20 protein-coding genes are annotated in these 16321 nt (G+C 64.0%); 17 read left to right on the top strand and 3 right to left on the bottom strand.

Annotation, left to right across the window (positions count from 1 at the left end):
* Window positions 1-119 precede the first annotated feature (119 nt).
* The 9 genes from WA237_RS11445 (at window position 120) to WA237_RS11405 (ending at window position 6842) form a co-directional block, all read left to right on the top strand.
* Complete coding sequence (locus WA237_RS11445) at window positions 120-941, top strand: S49 family peptidase (RefSeq protein ID WP_040618443.1); 822 nt, start codon at window positions 120-122, stop codon at window positions 939-941.
* Entirely contained in the window at window positions 938-1108 is a 171-nt protein-coding gene (locus tag WA237_RS11440) for a hypothetical protein (RefSeq protein WP_009814016.1), read from the top strand. Before WA237_RS11445 ends, WA237_RS11440 begins: the two co-directional genes overlap by 4 nt.
* The gene (locus WA237_RS11435) at window positions 1105-2061 is read left to right on the top strand and encodes a calcium/sodium antiporter (protein ID WP_336097794.1); all 957 of its coding nucleotides are present in this window, start codon (window positions 1105-1107) and stop codon (window positions 2059-2061) included. Before WA237_RS11440 ends, WA237_RS11435 begins: the two co-directional genes overlap by 4 nt.
* A 12-nt stretch (window positions 2062-2073) precedes the next feature.
* Complete coding sequence (locus WA237_RS11430; protein ID WP_040618004.1) at window positions 2074-2853, top strand: SDR family oxidoreductase; 780 nt, start codon at window positions 2074-2076, stop codon at window positions 2851-2853.
* 303 nt (window positions 2854-3156) lie between these two features.
* Window positions 3157-5019, top strand: a complete 1863-nt coding sequence (uvrC, locus tag WA237_RS11425) for an excinuclease ABC subunit UvrC (RefSeq protein ID WP_336097793.1) — start codon at window positions 3157-3159, stop codon at window positions 5017-5019.
* Window positions 5020-5092: 73 nt separating this feature from the next.
* Entirely contained in the window at window positions 5093-5758 is a 666-nt protein-coding gene (pgsA, locus tag WA237_RS11420; RefSeq protein WP_336097792.1) for a CDP-diacylglycerol--glycerol-3-phosphate 3-phosphatidyltransferase, read from the top strand.
* Window positions 5758-6003 carry a molybdopterin converting factor subunit 1 gene (moaD, locus tag WA237_RS11415; protein WP_336098097.1) on the top strand — a complete coding sequence of 82 codons (246 nt, stop codon included), beginning with the start codon at window positions 5758-5760 and terminating at the stop codon, window positions 6001-6003. The genes pgsA and moaD overlap by 1 nt, the downstream gene beginning before the upstream one ends.
* A gap of 4 nt (window positions 6004-6007) precedes the next feature.
* Window positions 6008-6466: a molybdenum cofactor biosynthesis protein MoaE gene (locus tag WA237_RS11410; protein WP_336097790.1), complete on the top strand. Its 459-nt coding sequence runs from the start codon at window positions 6008-6010 to the stop codon at window positions 6464-6466.
* 79 nt (window positions 6467-6545) lie between these two features.
* Window positions 6546-6842 carry an SCP2 sterol-binding domain-containing protein gene (locus tag WA237_RS11405; protein WP_336097789.1) on the top strand — a complete coding sequence of 99 codons (297 nt, stop codon included), beginning with the start codon at window positions 6546-6548 and terminating at the stop codon, window positions 6840-6842.
* Here WA237_RS11405 and WA237_RS11400 read toward each other — a convergent pair whose 3' ends face one another.
* Both WA237_RS11400 and WA237_RS11395 read right to left on the bottom strand, forming a co-directional pair.
* A complete protein-coding gene (locus tag WA237_RS11400; RefSeq protein ID WP_009814024.1) occupies window positions 6843-7199 on the bottom strand; it encodes a hypothetical protein in 357 nt (118 codons plus the stop codon).
* A gap of 28 nt (window positions 7200-7227) precedes the next feature.
* Window positions 7228-7812 carry a hypothetical protein gene (locus tag WA237_RS11395; RefSeq protein ID WP_336097787.1) on the bottom strand — a complete coding sequence of 195 codons (585 nt, stop codon included), beginning with the start codon at window positions 7810-7812 and terminating at the stop codon, window positions 7228-7230.
* A 236-nt stretch (window positions 7813-8048) separates the two neighbouring features.
* Between WA237_RS11395 and WA237_RS11390 the strand changes: the two genes are divergently transcribed.
* Genes WA237_RS11390 through WA237_RS11365 form a run of 6 tightly spaced genes read left to right on the top strand, consistent with a single transcriptional unit; the run spans window position 8049 to window position 12302 of the window.
* Window positions 8049-8633, top strand: coding sequence for a hypothetical protein (locus WA237_RS11390; RefSeq protein WP_336097785.1), 585 nt, complete (start codon window positions 8049-8051; stop codon window positions 8631-8633).
* Window positions 8634-8642: 9 nt separating this feature from the next.
* Window positions 8643-9185, top strand: coding sequence for a hypothetical protein (locus WA237_RS11385; RefSeq protein ID WP_336097783.1), 543 nt, complete (start codon window positions 8643-8645; stop codon window positions 9183-9185).
* Window positions 9186-9196: 11 nt separating this feature from the next.
* Window positions 9197-10039, top strand: a complete 843-nt coding sequence (locus WA237_RS11380; protein WP_336097782.1) for a serine protease — start codon at window positions 9197-9199, stop codon at window positions 10037-10039.
* 4 nt (window positions 10040-10043) lie between these two features.
* Window positions 10044-10721 carry a hypothetical protein gene (locus WA237_RS11375; protein ID WP_336097780.1) on the top strand — a complete coding sequence of 226 codons (678 nt, stop codon included), beginning with the start codon at window positions 10044-10046 and terminating at the stop codon, window positions 10719-10721.
* On the top strand, window positions 10714-11406 hold the full coding sequence (locus tag WA237_RS11370) for a hypothetical protein (protein WP_336097778.1): 693 nt from the start codon (window positions 10714-10716) through the stop codon (window positions 11404-11406). The genes WA237_RS11375 and WA237_RS11370 overlap by 8 nt, the downstream gene beginning before the upstream one ends.
* Window positions 11407-11426: 20 nt before the next feature.
* The gene (locus tag WA237_RS11365; RefSeq protein ID WP_336097776.1) at window positions 11427-12302 is read left to right on the top strand and encodes a hypothetical protein; all 876 of its coding nucleotides are present in this window, start codon (window positions 11427-11429) and stop codon (window positions 12300-12302) included.
* A 5-nt stretch (window positions 12303-12307) separates the two neighbouring features.
* Here WA237_RS11365 and WA237_RS11360 read toward each other — a convergent pair whose 3' ends face one another.
* A complete protein-coding gene (locus WA237_RS11360; RefSeq protein WP_336097774.1) occupies window positions 12308-13537 on the bottom strand; it encodes a UbiH/UbiF/VisC/COQ6 family ubiquinone biosynthesis hydroxylase in 1230 nt (409 codons plus the stop codon).
* A gap of 98 nt (window positions 13538-13635) precedes the next feature.
* Between WA237_RS11360 and WA237_RS11355 the strand changes: the two genes are divergently transcribed.
* Window positions 13636-14967, top strand: a complete 1332-nt coding sequence (locus WA237_RS11355) for an amidase (RefSeq protein WP_336097773.1) — start codon at window positions 13636-13638, stop codon at window positions 14965-14967.
* Between the two features lie 161 nt (window positions 14968-15128).
* Entirely contained in the window at window positions 15129-16307 is a 1179-nt protein-coding gene (locus tag WA237_RS11350; RefSeq protein ID WP_216014792.1) for an aminotransferase class I/II-fold pyridoxal phosphate-dependent enzyme, read from the top strand.
* The last annotated feature ends 14 nt before the right edge of the window (window positions 16308-16321 follow it).

Genomic DNA, 16321 nt, shown 5'->3' with positions numbered 1-16321 from the left:
TTGACGAATTGTTAACCACCCTCCTCTGCCCGGAGCCGGACGTTATATTTTTGCAATATCTGCGCCGGTGGGTGCCCCCGCTCCTTGTTTCGGGGCCGGTGGCATTCTACATCGGCCACATGACATTCTGGGAACGCTTGAAATCCGCCTTGCCCTGGCGCCGGTCGCGGCCGCGCGTCGCTGTGGTGCGTCTGGCGGGCACAATCGGATCGGGGCCGCGTGCGGCGCTCAGCGACGAGGCCATCGGCCCCGTCATCGACAAGGCCTTTGCGCGGGGCAAACCGAAGGCGGTGGCGCTGGTGATCAATTCGCCCGGCGGCTCGCCGGTGCAATCGGCGCTCATCGCCGCCCGCATTCGCCGCCTGTCCGAGGAAAAAGGCGTGCCGGTGCATGCCTTTGTCGAGGATGTGGCGGCCTCTGGCGGTTATTGGCTGGCGGTGGCGGCGGATGATATCTGGGTCGATTACGGCTCGATCCTCGGCTCGATCGGGGTGATCTCGGCCGGGTTCGGGGCGCATGTGTTCCTCGCCCGTCAGGGCATCGAGCGGCGGGTCTATACGGCGGGGGAGTCGAAATCGACGCTCGACCCGTTCCAGCCGGAAAAGAAGGAAGACGTGGCGCGGCTCGAGAGCCTCTTGGCGCAGATGCACACCGGGTTCATCGACCATGTGAAGGCGCGCCGGGGCGACAAGCTCAGCCGCGATGAGAAACTCTTTACCGGCGAGTTCTGGATCGGGCGGCAGGCGGTTGAGCTGGGGCTGGCCGATGGCGAGGCGCATCTCGAGCCGAAGCTCAAAGAGCTCTATGGCGACAAGGTCAAGCTCTTGCGCTATGGCCGCAAGAAGGGCCTGTTTCAGCGGTTCGGGGCCTCGGTCGTCGAGGATGCGTTGATCGCGGTCGAGGAGCGGGCGGAGTTCGCGCGTTTCGGTATCCGTCAATGATCGTCAAGATCGTCGTTTTGTTCCTCATCGGCATGGGGGTGCTCGCCATGTTTGGCAAGCTGCGCTTCCCGGGCCAGAAAACGCTCTCATCTGCGAAATGCAAAGGCTGTGGCCGCTACCGGATCGGTCGCGGGCCCTGTGCCTGTGGAAAGGATAAGTTGAAATGATGGTTTGGCTCTATGCGGGACTGGGGCTTCTGATCCTGCTGCTGGCGGGCGACAGCCTCGTCAAGGGCGCGGTGAACCTGAGCCTGCGGGTCGGGATTCCGGCGCTGATCGTGAGCCTGACCATCGTGGCCTTTGGCACCTCGGCGCCCGAGCTGTTGATCGCCATCAACGCGGTGATCGAGCAGAAGGCGGGGCTGGCGCTCGGCAATGTGGTGGGGTCGAACACCGCCAATGTCCTCTTGGTTCTCGGTCTGCCGGCGATCCTGTCGGTGGTGCATACGAGCCATTGCGACAGCCGCAAGACCTATAGCCATATGATCTTTGCGACGGTTCTGTTCATCGCGCTGGCCTTTCGCGGCATCTTTGACATCTGGGCGGCGATCGTCCTCTTGGCGGCGCTGTCCTTCATGCTCTTTGATGCGGCGCGGGACGCGCATCGCCACCGCAAGGCGAGCTGTAGCGCGGCGGCGACCGAGGCAGATGAGGTCGAAGGCGCGGATCCGGACATGCCGTGGTGGCAGATCATCATGTTCCTCGTGCTGGGCTTGATCGGCCTGCCGCTCGGGGCGGATCTCTTGGTTGACAACGCGTCGATCATCGCGCGGCAATATGGTGTGAGCGATGCGATCATCGGTCTGACGCTGGTGGCGTTGGGCACCTCGCTGCCCGAGCTTGCGACGACGGTGATGGCGGCGCTGCGCAAACAGGCGGATGTGGCGCTCGGCAACGTGATCGGGTCGAACATGTTCAACCTGCTGGCGATCATCGGGGTTGCGGCGCTCATCGGGCCGATCCCGGTGGATGCGGAATTCCTGCGCTTTGACCTTTGGGTGATGCTGGCGGCGTCGCTGGTTCTCATTCCCTTCGTGTTCTGGAAATGGGATATCGGGCGGATCTGGGGCGTGGGCTTTAGCGCGGCCTATCTGATCTATATCGCGGTATTGCTGATCTAACGGAGGGCGGGCATGTCACGGGCATTGGTCACGGGAGCGGGGCATCGGCTGGGCCGGGCGATGGCGCTGGATCTGGCGAACAAGGGCTATGACGTGGCGGTGCATTACGCCAGTTCGGAAGGCGCCGCCTGGGAGGTGATGCGCGAGATCAACCAGATCGGCCAGCAGGCCTCTCCGATCCAGGCGGACCTGACCCGCGAGGACGAGATCCAGAGCCTCGTGCCGCGCGCCATGGAGGCGCTGGGCGGGCCGATCGAGGTGCTGATCAACAATGCCTCGGTGTTTGAATATGACACGCTGCACAGCGCCACCCGCGAGAGCTGGGACCGGCATATGCAGAGCAATCTGCGCGCGCCTTTCGTCCTCACTCAGGCGGTGGCGGCGGCAATGCCCGAGCCGTCGATTGACCTCAATGGCGAGCCGGTGGCGCGGGGGCTGGTGGTCAATATGATCGATCAGCGGGTGCGCAAGCTCACCCCTGAGTTCATGACCTACACGCTGGCGAAGATGGGGCTCTGGGCCTTTACCCGGACGGCGGCGCAGGCGCTCGCGCCCAAGGTGCGGGTCAATGCCATCGGCCCCGGCCCGACGCTCCAGGCGGCGCGGCAGAGCGACGAGCATTTTGCCCGGCAACGGGCGGCGACGGTGCTCAACCGTGGGTCAAATGTCGACGATATTCTGGGGGCGCTGCATTACCTGCTCTATGCGCGGGGGGTCACCGGTCAGCTCATTTGTACCGATGGCGGGCAGCATCTGGGCTGGCAGACCCCTGACATTTTAGGGCCGGAGTAAACCCTACCGCGCGGCTCGCGCGGCTGAGTTGTGCACCCGCGTGAGGGCACGTTACAGAACCGTTAAAAAAGTGTAATGTTTTCAGGAGTTTGGATAATCTGAAGATTTTTACCAATGAAAATCAATACGTTACAATACTGCCTAAAAATTAAGCAGTTCAACGAAGCGTGCTGTATACAAGGTAAAAATCCCCTTCGCAGAATGTTATCTACGGGGTTATCCACAGAAAGCGGGGATTTGTTTGCCCTTGATCCGGGCGAGATAAGATGCTGATGAACCCTCCAGAATCATCTTTGTAGGCAAATGACTGAAACCAACGCGCCAGAAACCGGGCATGACGTGATCCGGGGTTACCTTAGGTCACTCGATGGCTCGCCCGGCGTCTATCGGATGCTGGATGCGCAGGCGCGGGTTCTCTATGTCGGCAAGGCGCGAAACCTGCGGGCTCGGGTGAGCAATTATGCCCGGCCCACCGGCCATACCGGGCGCATTCAGCGGATGATCCGCGATACCGCCTCGATGATGTTCCTGACCACCGCGACCGAGACCGAGGCGCTGCTTCTGGAGCAGAACCTGATCAAGCAGCTCAAGCCGCGCTACAACGTGCTGCTGCGCGACGACAAGAGCTTTCCCAATATTCTGGTCACCAAGGCGCATGACTATCCGATGATCAAGAAACACCGCGGCGCGAAGCGCGAGAAGGGGGCCTATTACGGCCCCTTCGCCAGCGCCGGTGCGGTGAACCGGACCTTGGCGCAGCTGCAGCGGGTCTTCATGCTGCGCAATTGCAGCGACACGATGTTCGAAGGGCGCACGCGGCCCTGTCTGCAATATCAGATCAAACGCTGCACCGCGCCCTGTGTCGGCTATATCTCGCGCGAGGATTACGCGGCGCAGGTGAGCGATGCCGAGCGGTTCCTGTCGGGACGGTCGACGGAAATTCAGGAAAAGCTCGCGCAGGATATGCAGGCGGCCTCGGACGAGATGGAGTTCGAGAAGGCCGCCGCGCTGCGCGACCGGATCAAGGCGCTGACCCAGGTGCAGACGGCGCAGGGGATCAACCCGCGCACCGTCAAGGACGCCGATGTGATCGCGCTCCATCTGGAGAAGGGGCAGGCCTGTGTGCAGGTGTTCTTTATCCGGGGCGGGCAGAACTGGGGCAACCGCGATTTCTATCCGCGCGTCGGTGTCGATGTCGAAGAGCCAGAGGTTCTCGAGGCCTTTATCGGCCAGTTCTATGACAGCAAGGAACCGCCGCGGCAGCTCATCCTGAGCCATGCGCTTGAGGATAATGATCTGATGGCGGCGGCGCTCGGCGAGCGTCTGGGGCGCAAGGTCGAGATCCTCGTGCCGATCCGGGGCGAAAAGGCCGAGCTGGTCGATGGCGCGCTGCGCAACGCGCGCGAGAGCCTCGCCCGCAAGATGGCCGAGAGCGCGACGCAGGCCAAGCTGTTGGCCGGGCTGGCCGAGGCCTTTGGGCTCGATGCGCCGCCGGGCCGGATCGAAGTCTATGACAACAGCCATATTCAGGGCGCCCATGCCGTCGGCGCGATGATCGTGGCGGGGCCGGACGGGTTCCTGAAAAACCAGTACCGCAAGTTCAACATCCGGGGAGAAGAGCTCACCCCGGGCGATGATTTCGGCATGATGAAAGAGGTGCTCAAGCGGCGGTTCAAGCGGCTCCTCAAGGAGGACCCGGAGCGCGACAAGGGGCTCTGGCCCGATCTGCTGCTTATCGACGGGGGCGCGGGGCAGGTGAGCGCCGTGGCCTCGATCATGCGCGAGATGGGGGTTGAGGATATCGCCATGGTGGGGGTCGCCAAGGGGGTGGACCGTGATCATGGCAAGGAAGAGTTCCACCGTGTCGGCACCCGGCCGATGGCGCTGCGGCACAATGATCCGGTGCTTTACTTCGTGCAGCGGCTGCGCGACGAGGCGCATCGGTTCGCCATTGGCACCCATCGCGCGAAACGGTCGAAAGCGGTGAGCGCCTCGCCGCTCGACGAGGTGCCGGGGGTTGGCGCGGCGCGCAAGCGGGCGCTCTTGGCGCATTTCGGCTCGGCCAAGGCGGTGAGCCGGGCGGCGCTGGCCGATCTCAAGGCGGTGGAGGGCGTGTCAGAGGCGCTGGCGCAGCGGGTCTATGACCATTTCCACGACAAGGGGTAGGCTGATCATGCGGATCGGAGGGCGTGCGAGAAACGGGCTTTCCCCGTTCCGGTTGCCGGGGTAGACAGGCGGTATGAGCATGACGATCCCCAACATCCTGACGATCCTGCGTCTTTTGGCGGCCCCCGCGATTGCGGTGATGTTTCTCTATTTCCATCGGCCCTGGGCGGATTGGTTTGCCCTCATACTCTTTGTGGGCGCGGCGATCACCGATTGGTTCGATGGCTACCTGGCGCGGAGCTGGGCGCAGGAGAGCAAGCTTGGCGCGATGCTCGACCCGATTGCCGACAAGGCGATGGTGTTGATCGCGCTGATGGTGATTGTGGGCTATTCCTCGATGTCGCCCTGGCTGGTGCTGCCGGCGACATTTATCGTGTTCCGCGAAGTGTTCGTTTCGGGCCTGCGCGAGTATCTCGGCGATGTGGCCGGGACGCTCAAGGTCACGAAACTCGCGAAATGGAAGACCACGGCGCAGATGATGGCGATTGCCTGCCTCTTTGCGCAGGGCGTGTTCGAGCATTATCTTGGCATGTCGGTCTTTGGCATGGATGAGGCGATGGTCGCGGAAATCCTCGCGGGTCGTGAAGAGGATCTTCTTGGCCTGTGGTGGAAGTATGACGGAATGATCTGGGCCGGGCGGCTGGGGCTGTGGCTGTTGTGGCTGGCGGCGGCGCTGACGCTGGTGACGGGCTATGATTATTTCCGCAAATCGGTGCCCTATCTGAAGGAGGACGCATGATGGACGTTCTGTATTTTGCCTGGGTGCGCGAGCGGGTCGGCCTGCCGAAAGAGCGGGTCGAGACCGGGGCCGCCACGGTGCGCGAGCTGGTGGCCGAGCTCAAGGCGCGCGAGCCGCGCTATGAGGCGGCCTTTGCCGATGAGGGCGCGCTGCGCGTGGCGGTGGATCAGGAGCTCACCGATTTCGACGCGAGCCTCGCGGGCGCGCGCGAGGTGGCGTTCTTTCCACCGATGACCGGCGGCTAGGCCCATGGATATTCGCGTCCAGGAGAGCCCTTTTGCCTTTGGTGCCGAGGCCGAAGCCTTTGCCGCGCGGCAGCGGGGGATGGGCGCGGTGGTCACCTTTACCGGCATCGTGCGCGATCTGCCGGGCGGCATGGCCCATATGGAGATCGAGCATTATCCCGGCATGACCGAGGCGGCGCTGCGCAAGATTGCCGAAGAGGCGCAGGCGCGGTGGGATCTGGGCGATGCGCTCATCATTCATCGGCACGGGCGGCTTGGCCCCGATGAGATGATCATGATGGTGGCCACCGCCGCGCGGCACCGGGTGGCGGCGTTCGAGGCGGCGGAGTTCTTGATGGATTTCCTCAAATCCCGCGCGCCGTTCTGGAAGAAAGAGCATCTCTCCGAGGGCGCGCAATGGGTCGCGGCCAAGGAGGAAGATGAGGCGGCGCTTGACCGCTGGGCGCCGAAAGACGGCGCGTAACGCAGGGTCACGGATTGCCGGGGGCGACGCGGCGGGGCAGGCTATGCCCGTGCCAGAGACGCGCCCGAGGAGCCCACCCATGTCCCAGATCATTGATGAATATGTGACGCTTTTGACCCCCCGCGCGCAGGGCGCGATCAAGGGTGTGGCGCGGCTCGATATCGAGGGTGAGGGCAGCGTGATGCTCGACGAGACGGGCGCGCGGGCCGGGGCGGAAGAGGCCGATGTGGTGCTCATGGCGCGCGACGAGGTGTTTCGCGCGATCCTGAGCGGCGATCAGAACCCGGTGACGGCCTTCATGACCCGCAAGCTCAAGGTCGAGGGCAATGCGCAGCGCGCGCTCAAGGTCTCTGCGATCCTCGTCGGCGAGGGCTGATCAGCCGGGCAGCTCGTCGACGGTGGCCTGCATCGCCTGCAAGATGAGGATGAGTGCATCGGACTGATTGCGCGGCGCGGGCATGGTGAGCGCGGCCTTCATCAGCTCGGGCGGGTTGCCGAGCAGCGCCTGCAGCGCCTCACCGGTATAGGTCAGGGTCATCCGGCAGGAGAGATCATTGTAAAAGGAATCGTTGAGATAGCCCGCGAGCCGCGACACGCGCGGGTCCTCGGCCCCCATCAACGCATCCTGCACGGCGATCTTGAGATCGAAATCGAGCGCGACGCAGGGGTTCGCCTGGGCGGCGCCTGCGGTGAGAGACAGAGCCACGAGGCTTGCGGTCAAGAGATGTTTCATGGCCTGGGCATCCTTTGTTCGTGTCTTGTCAGCCGGTGGGGCCGGATTTGGTGGCGCCAACATTTTTGCGAATCTGGTCCAGATACTCGGAAAAATACCGCTCGACGACCCCTTTGGAGCGGATAATCTTGGAAAAATACGGAGTTTCCAAGCGGCTGATATAACCGGCCTGTTCCAGCGCCTCGATCACCCGCCGCCCGGTTTCGGCGGAAAACAGCAAGATCGTCAGCCGCTGGATGTCCGCCTGATCGAGCCCGGGGGTGGCGGAGAGGAGGTTGGCCTTGGCCTTGTGGAGCTGAATGGCGGAGAAAAGCCCCCGGTTGAGACGCGGCACTTCGAGCCCCAGAAGGCGGCGTTCCTCGCGGTTGTCGATCAGCGCCTGCAGCTGCCGGTTATGGGCCTCGATATAGGTTTCGAGCCGCGCCGGATCGGACAAAAGATCGAAGGCTTCGAGCAGGAAGAGGAATTCCGAGAGCACGAAAGTGTTCTCGCTGCGCAGGGATTTGAGCAGCAAAGGATCGGGATCGGCCGAATTTTGACAGAGTTTATTGTGGAATTCTGTCTTGGCTCGGCGCAAGCTCTCAAGGGTGCGTATGTCGGTTGTCGGTGTCATGCCCCTGTAGGAACAGGAATTAGGCCGCCGATTCAAGTCTGGCTGGGCACCTAATTTATAGTTGGGCTGCTGATATCTTGCTGGCCCGCCCCGGATTGAGTGCATTTGGCACTTGGCCTAGTCTGATCCCTGTAACGTGACATGCAGGGCCACGAAAGGCACCGGACATGACGATGATTGATGAGACGATTGCGACGACCAGTGATGGAACGCCGAGAGATTTTCAAGGAGCGGGCATGGGGCAACGGGTGTTTGGAATGGGTGGGATCGGACGGATCGCCGTGGCCGGTCTGGCGCTGATCCTGCTGCAGGCCTGTATGATCGGCGGGATTTATCCCGATACGCAGGGCGATGGCAGTGCCATCGCCGCGACCGCAGACGAGGGCGACGCGCCTGCGAGGCCCGTCAAGCCGTTGACACAGGCAGGGTCTAAACCGGCCGCGAAACCAGTGGCGAAGCCGGCCAAGCCCGCCGCGACGGCGGGCAGTGCGGCGACTGTGCGGGATAGCGATGTGACCGAGACACGGACCCAGATTGATCTCAGCGTGACCTATCTCGTGCGGCTGCTGGTGCCGGCGGGCTCCAAGCTCGACCTGGTGGCCAAGGGGCCGGGCGGCACGGTGACGCGCAGCATCTATACCGGGCGCTATGGCCCGCCCTATGCGGTGAGCCTGCCGGTCGGGGCCGAGGCGCAGTTCCCCTTGGAAATCACCGCGACGCTGCATTCGGCGGCGGGCCATGTGCTGCGCGGCAAGACAGAGATTGCCGCCATGCCGCAAGAGACGGTCGAGATCGTGATGATGCCTTCGGGCGCAGAGTAGGAGGTGCTGATGTTGAGAGTGACCGGATGGATCACGGCCGGGATGCTGGCCACCGCGCCGCTGGCGGCAGAGGCCAGATGTATCGACGCCTTTATGACCGGGCTTGCAGAGTTCGAGGCGGGGCAGCAGACCTCGAAGCCGAGCTTTCGCGTCAATGAGCTCTTGGTGCTGTGTTTCGTGCCGCAGCAATCGGGCTTTGTCGCGATCTTTGACGCGCCGATCAAGGGCGATTTTCAGCAGCTTTACCCCAATGCGCTCAGCCATCCCGAGGGGCAGACCTCGGCCGAGGTGAGCGCCGGAGAGCGCTATTGCTTTGGCACGCGCGAGACCTTTCCGCTCTACCATCCGCCGGAAGAGGGCGTCGGCCTTGGCAAGATTTCCATCGCGCTGACCAGCCGCGAGGAAGATCAGCTTGCCGAAGAGGATTACGCCATTCCGGGGCAGAAAGTGTCGCGACAGAAGATGCAGCTGCATCTTGGGGCCTATCAGCGGTCGCAGGCGAAATGCGCGGCGCGCGATGTCACCTATCTCGATTATCGGATCACGCAATGAGGGGGCGCGGGATGAGAGCCGGAGTTGCAAAGGCGCTGATGGGTGCGGTGCTGGCCATGGGGATCGCCGGCGGGGCGGTGGCGCAGGCACAGATGGAATGTATCGAGCCCAAGTCGGATCAGCCGGTTTTGCGCATCGTCAATGGCGACCGGGCCAAGCCGAGCGACTGGCCCTTTATCGTCGGGCTCTATCATCAGGGGGCCAAGACGCAGTTTTGCGGCGGCTCTCTCATCTCGCAGAACTGGGTGCTGACCGCGGCGCATTGCTGGGGCGAGGCACGGCTGCAGGATGTGAGCATCCACCGCGCCGGGAGCGATGGGCGGCTTGACCCCAAGGGGCGCAGGATTGCCAAGCTCATCGCGCATCCGGGCTATGATCCGGCGGATATGAACCTGCATGATGTGGCGCTGCTCAAACTGTCGGAGCCGTTTGATATTCCCAACAGCCAGCTGGCGATCCTGCCGTCGAAAACGGTCGAGGCCAAATTGGCCGATGTGCGGACCTGTTCCGAGGTGGCGGGCTGGGGCGCGCTGCAATCGGGCGGCGCGGCGTCGGCCTATCTGATGGCGGTGAATGTGCGGCAATTGCCGACCGAGACCTGCCGCAAGGGCTATGGTCCGGGCATCCGGCCGGGGCAGGGCCCGCATCTCTGCGCGGGCTATGAAGAGGGCGGCAAGGACAGCTGTCAGGGCGACAGCGGCGGACCGTTGATCGTGCGCGACGGGCCGACCGGGTTCTTGCAGGTGGGTGTTGTGAGCTTTGGCAAGGGCTGTGCCTGGAAGGGGTTCCCCGGGGTCTATGCCCGGGTCTCGGACCACCGCGACTGGATTTTCAGCACGGTCGAGGCGCATTGAGACGATGGCGCGGCGGCGCGCATATCTCTCCTGGGCGCTCTGGGTCCTGCTGAGCATCACGCTCCTTGGCGCAGGGCAGGGGGCCTCGGCCCAGACGGGATGCGGGGGAGAGTTTCAATACCCGGCGGAAGAGATCGAGAGCGACATCATGCGCCAGATCCTTCTTGGCGCGCGGGGGGATATCGAGGAGTTTTTTGATTTCCGCTTTGACGCCTTCTGCATGGATGACGAGGAATACGGTGCCTATTACGATGTGCAGGGCAATTATCTCGTGGTCGGCAGCGAGTTTTTCCTCGATATCGCCAACCCGCCCGGCAACATCAACCGCGCGATTGCGGTGCTCGCCCATGAGGCGGCGCATGCGTTTCAGGCCAAGCATGGGCTGCTCAACATGCTGGTCGAGACCAACCCGCACCGCGTCAAATGTATCGAATTGCACGCAGATTTTCTGGCCGGGGGCTATATGGGCTGGCGGGCGAAGAAATATAATGTGGATGCCCGCAACCTGACAGAAATGTTTTACGATCTTGGGGATGAGTTGGCGGGGGCGGATATTCACCATGGCCGCAAGGCCGAACGGTTCATATCCTTCCGACAGGGGTTTTTGACGGAAACGACAGACGAAATTACACTTTCCAGCGTGGGGATTGCCTATGTTTCACAAGCGAAATGCGATGAGTAAATTTCTGGGGATCGCGGGTCTGGCCTTGGCCGGGCTTTGGGCCGGGCTCTGGGCGGGGCCGGGAGAGGCGCAACAGTTCAAGATGAACGTAGGCTGTCCAACGCTCGGCAGTGCCGACATTGGCAAATACACGATCGATGAGTTGAACAAGCTCTGCCACAACTCGGCCGGGACCAGCGCCGGGGGCACCGCCCCGAGCCAGACCCAGATGGCCACCGCCGAGGGCGGCGCATCGCTGAGCTGTGGGCAGCACAAGGCGCTGGCGGCCTTTGCGCGGATGAACCCGGGCTTTGTCGAGGGCGAGACGAGCCAGGCGGTCGTCGAGAAATACTGCGCGGGCAAGCCCGATGACGCGGTGCCCGGCGGCAGTCAGGTGGGCGGCAATCTTCTCTCCGGGGTGTTCCGGTTCGAGCGCGGTTATCACGGCAGCTATAGCGGGGCCAAGGCGCGGATCTGCAAGCCCTATTACTCGGGCGATGCCTATCTCGAGCGGGGCCATATCACCTTTACCTCCGGCGGGCATACATGGCGCGGCACGATCAGCGACAACAGCTTTCTGTCGATCACCCGCGAGGGCGTGACGCCGCGGCCCAAGAACCCGACTTCGATCAGCGGGCCGATGCTCGAGGCCGAGCTCTATAATGGTTACTGCGGGCGGGGATTTTTCCGCCTGTCGGCAAAATGAACCCGATCAGGGAGCAGGCAATGAGCAAGGTGATCGTATGGGGGGCGCTGGCGTGGCTGGCGCTGGGACAGATGGCGATGGCGCAATCGGGCGAGGGCTGTCTCGCGCCGGATCAGCTGCGCGACAAGGACGTGCGCCGCCATGCGGCGCAGCTTTCGCAAGATGTCTGTATCTCGGAAATCGAGATCGCCGAACATGGCGTGCCGTGGCGGTTCACCGTGATCGAGAACAGCAAGCATCAGCAGGGGCCGACGATTTTCCTGCTGCATGACAATGAGAACTCGGCCTTTGATACGGCGCTCTACGCGGTGCGCAAATATGGCGGCAAGCTTGTCGCGCTGGAGACCGGCGACAGCCGCGATTATCAGGGGCAGGATCCAAACCGCAATTTTGGTGCGACGGCGCAGGCGACCGCCCCCTGTGCCCAGATGCGGCGCAAACCGGCGCCGATCTTTACCAAGTTTCTCACCGACCTGCGGGGCCGGCGGCCGGGGTTCGTGCTGACACTGCACAACAACGCCAATGGCCATACCGGCAATGGCGGCTCGGGCGGGATCAGCGCGGCGCGCCAAAGCGCGGTGATGAAAGGGCTGCCCGCGCCGGGCGGCGGCGATGAGGATGACGCGATCCTGCTGGCGGGCACGCAGCCCTTCGAGCAAAACGGGGCGGCGCAAAAGCTCGTGGCGCAGCTGCACAAGGCGCAGGTCAATGTGATCTACGAACATGTCCGGCCCGAGGGCAATGATTGCTCGTTTTCGAACTACATCGTGCTCAACCAGCTGGGCGATTATTACAATATCGAGGCGCAGCACGGCCACACCGGGCCGCAGAAGCGGATGCTCGATATTCTGATGGGGATTGAACGGGTCAAGGTGCGTGACCGGGGCGTAAAGTAACCCGGTCAGCGCATGAGATCGGGCAGGTCGCCGGTGAGCCCGGCGGCCTCGCGGATCAGCCCGCGGCGCAGCGGCGGCAGCGCGTTGACCAGCCCCATGCCAATGTCCCGGGTCAGCCGTGCCAGAGGATTGTCGTTGGAAAACAGCCGGTTCGTCAGGTCCGTCGTCATCGCCAGCGTGGTCGTATCAAAGCGCCGCCATTGCTGATAGCGACCGAGAACATCCGGCGCGCCGATGTCTTCGCCGCGCGCCTGTGCCTCGCGCAGGACCTGCACCAGAGCCGCCACATCGCGCAGCCCAGCGTTGAGCCCCTGGCCCGCAATCGGGTGCAGCCCATGCGCCGCGTCGCCGACCAGCGCCAGCCTTGTGTCGGTGAACCGCTCCGCGAGGCTCAGCGCGAGAGGGTAGCTGTAGCGTTTGCCGCGCAGCCGGATGTCGCCCAGAAAATCGCCGAACCGGGGCCGCAGCATGTCGAGAAACCCGGCATCATCGAGCGCCATGAATTCGGCCGCCGTGTCGGCGGTTTCGCTCCAGACGATCGAGCTCACATTACCGGGCAGGGGCAGGATGGCGAGCGGGCCCGAGGGCATGAAGAACTGATGCGCGATGCCGTGATGCGGCGCGTCATGCTCGATGGCGGCGACAAGCGCGGTCTGCCCATAATCCCAGCCGCGACGGGGGATGCCCGCCCGCGACCCGGTGCCCGAGCTGCGCCCATCCGCACCGACGAGCACCCGCGCCGTCAGGCTGCGCCCCGAGGCCAGCGTTACCTCGGCGCGTGCGCTGTCGCAGGATTGGGCCACGACGGTTTCGCCTGCGAAATGGGTGATCTTTGGCTCTGCCTCGAGCGCGTCGAGCAGGGCGCGGCGCAAAAAGCGATCTTCGAGCATATGACCCATCGGGCCTTCTTCGATCTCGGCATGGTCGAAATGCAGAAAGAAGGGCGACAGCGGGCCTTCGCCCGCGCGCCCGTCGGAGACCTTGATTTCGACCATCGGCTGGGCGTTGTCCTCCACCCGGTCCCAGAGCCCGAGCCGGTCGAGCAGCCGCACCGACGCCAGCGCCAGCGCATAGCTGCGCCCGTCGAAATCGGCGGCCTCATGGGCGGACAGCGGCGCGGCGTCGATCACCGTCACAGTGAAACCGGCCTGCGCCAAGCCGAGGGCCAGCGCCGGGCCGCCAAGACCGCCGCCGACGATCACGATATCGCTGTCGAAACTCTGTAAATCCGTCATGTGCCAAATATGGCCCAAGCTGTGGGATTGTCCATGCGCGCCAACCCGTCTAGCGTCGTTTCGACGCAAGAATTTACCGGGACGGGAAGGGGCGGGACATGCAGGAATGGCTTTCGATGAGCGCGGCAGAGCTGGGCCGGGGGATCGGCCGGGGCGAGATCGACGCCGAGGCGCTGTGCGAGACCTATCTGCAGGCGATTGCCGCCCATCCCAATGCCAAGCGCATTTATTCGGTGGTGACCGAGGACCGCGCCCGGGCCGAGGCGCGGGCGGCGGCGCGGCGGGCGCAGCTCGGTCAGCGGCTGGGGCCGCTCGACGGGGTGCCGATCAGCTGGAAAGACCTGTTTGACAGCGCCGGTGTGGCGACCGAGGCGGGGTCGCAACTGCTCGCAGGGCGGGTGCCGGAGACGGATGCCGACGTGCTGCGCAACGCGACGATGGCGGGGCTCGTCTGCCTTGGCAAAACCCATATGAGCGAACTGGCCTTTTCCGGGCTCGGGCTCAACCCGCGCACCGCGACGCCGCCCTGTATCAACGATCCAGAGGCGGTGCCGGGCGGGTCGTCATCGGGGGCGGCGGCGAGCGTCGCCTTTGGTCTCGCGGCCTGCGGGATCGGCAGCGATACCGGTGGCTCGGTGCGCATTCCGGCGGCGTGGAACGATCTTGTCGGGCTCAAGACCACCTCGGGGCGGCTCTCGTCCAAGGGGGTTGTGCCGCTTTGTGAACGGTTCGATACGGTGGGGCCGATTGGGCGCAGCGTCGAGGATTGCGCGCTCATGCTGGCGGCGCTCGATGGCAGCGGCACACCGGTCGATCTGCGGGGCGCGCGGCTCGAGGGGATGCGCTTTGCGGCGCTGCAGACCACGGTTCTCGACGAGATCCGCGACGCGCCGCGTGCCGCCTATGAGAATGCGGTAGAGCGTCTGCATGCCGCCGGTGCCAAGATCGAGCGGCTCGACGCGCCGGAAGTGGCCGAGGCGATGCCGCTCTCGGGGCTTTTGTTCACCGCCGAGGCCTATGGCATCTGGGGCGAGACGATCGCCGCCAATCCCGAGGTCATGTTTCCGCCGATCCGCGAGCGGTTCGAGGGCGGGCGCGAGGCGCTGGCCTCGGATTACATCGCGGGCTGGCGCAAGCTCAACGCGCTGCGCGAGGCCTGGGCGGCGCGGGTGGCGGGCTATGACGCGGTGCTGATGCCGTCGTCGCCGATCCTGCCGCCCAATGCCGAGCGGCTCTTGACCGACGACAGCTATTACGTGACCGAGAACCTTTTGGCCCTGCGCAACACCCGGGTGGGCAATCTCATGGGGCTGGCGGCGATGAGCCTGCCCACCGGCGTGCCGAGCTGTGGCATCATGCTCTGCGGGGCGGCATTCGGCGAAGAACGCCTCTTGCGGGTGGCGGCAGCGGCCGAGGCGGCGCTGTCCTAAGGGGTTGGAAACAGGGTCTTTTGGCCAGATTAGGGCCGGTCTCGCCCAAAATGCCACAATTTGAGGCAAGCCGCGTGGTTTTGCTGGACCTGAGAGGGATCGGCAGGTAGATTCACAGGAAACGGGGCGACAATGATCCCGTAACCTGAGGCAATTTTCTGATGTTTCCCGAGCGGTTTTCAACCCTGCCGGAATACGCATTCCCGCGTCTGCGCGCCCTGTTGGACGTGCATGAGGCCGGGGGTGAGCCGGTACATATGACCATAGGCGAGCCGAAACACGCGTTTCCGGCCTGGGTCACGGATGTGATCGCAAAGCATGCCGAAGGCTTTGGCCGTTACCCGGTCAATGAAGGCATTCCCGAGCTGCGCGCAGAGATTGCCGCCTGGATCGCCCGGCGCTATGGCGTGACGGTCGATGCCGAGCGCGAGGTGATGGCGCTCAACGGCACGCGCGAAGGGCTCTATAACGCGATGATGGCACTTTGCCCCGAGGCCAAGGGCGGCGCGCGGCCCAAGGTTCTGATCCCGAACCCGTTCTATCAGGTCTATATGGTCGGCGCGCTGAGCGTGGCGGCCGAGCCCGTGTTTCTCAACGCAACGGCAGAGACCGGGTTTCTGCCCGATTTCGGCGCGGTGGCGCCCGAGGTGCTCGATCAGGTGGCGGTGGCCTATCTCTGTTCGCCGTCGAACCCGCAGGGTGCGGTGGCCGAGAGATCCTATTGGGAGCATCTGATCGGTCTCGCCGAAAAGCATGATTTCTACATCTTCGCCGATGAATGCTATTCCGAGATTTACCGCGGCGAGGCGCCGGTGGGGGCCTTGCAGGTGGCGCGCGAGATGGGCGCAGATCCCGAACGCGTGGTGATCTTTCATTCGCTGTCGAAACGGTCGAACCTGCCGGGGCTGCGCAGCGGTTTCGTGGCGGGCGGGCCGAAAAGCATCACCCGCATCCGGCAGCTGCGCAACTATGCGGGGGCGCCGCTTCCGATGCCGCTGCAGCATGCCGCCGCCGCCGTCTGGGCGGATGAGGCGCATGTGATCGAGAACCGCGCCGCCTATGGCGAGAAATACGCGCTCGCAGATGAGATCATGGCGGATTTCCCCGGCTACCAGGGTCCGCAGGCCGGGTTTTTCCTGTGGCTGCCCGTCGAGGACGGCGAGGCGGCGGCGCTCAAGCTTTGGACAGAAACCGGCGTGCGGGTTCTTCCCGGCGCCTATCTGAGCCGTGACACGGACGGGGGCAACCCCGGCAAGCACTATATAAGAGCCGCGTTGGTGGCTCCAAAAGACGAGATGGCACAAGGGCTTATCCGCCTGCGTGACTGTCTCCAGAGATGACGAGGACGAGGGCA

Origin of the sequence: Roseovarius sp. CH_XMU1461 (genome assembly GCF_037027165.1) — a bacterium.
GTDB classification, from domain to species: Bacteria; Pseudomonadota; Alphaproteobacteria; order Rhodobacterales; family Rhodobacteraceae; genus Roseovarius; species Roseovarius nubinhibens.
Note: the sequence above shows the minus strand (reverse complement) of the source record. Positions and strands in the feature narration are given on the sequence as shown.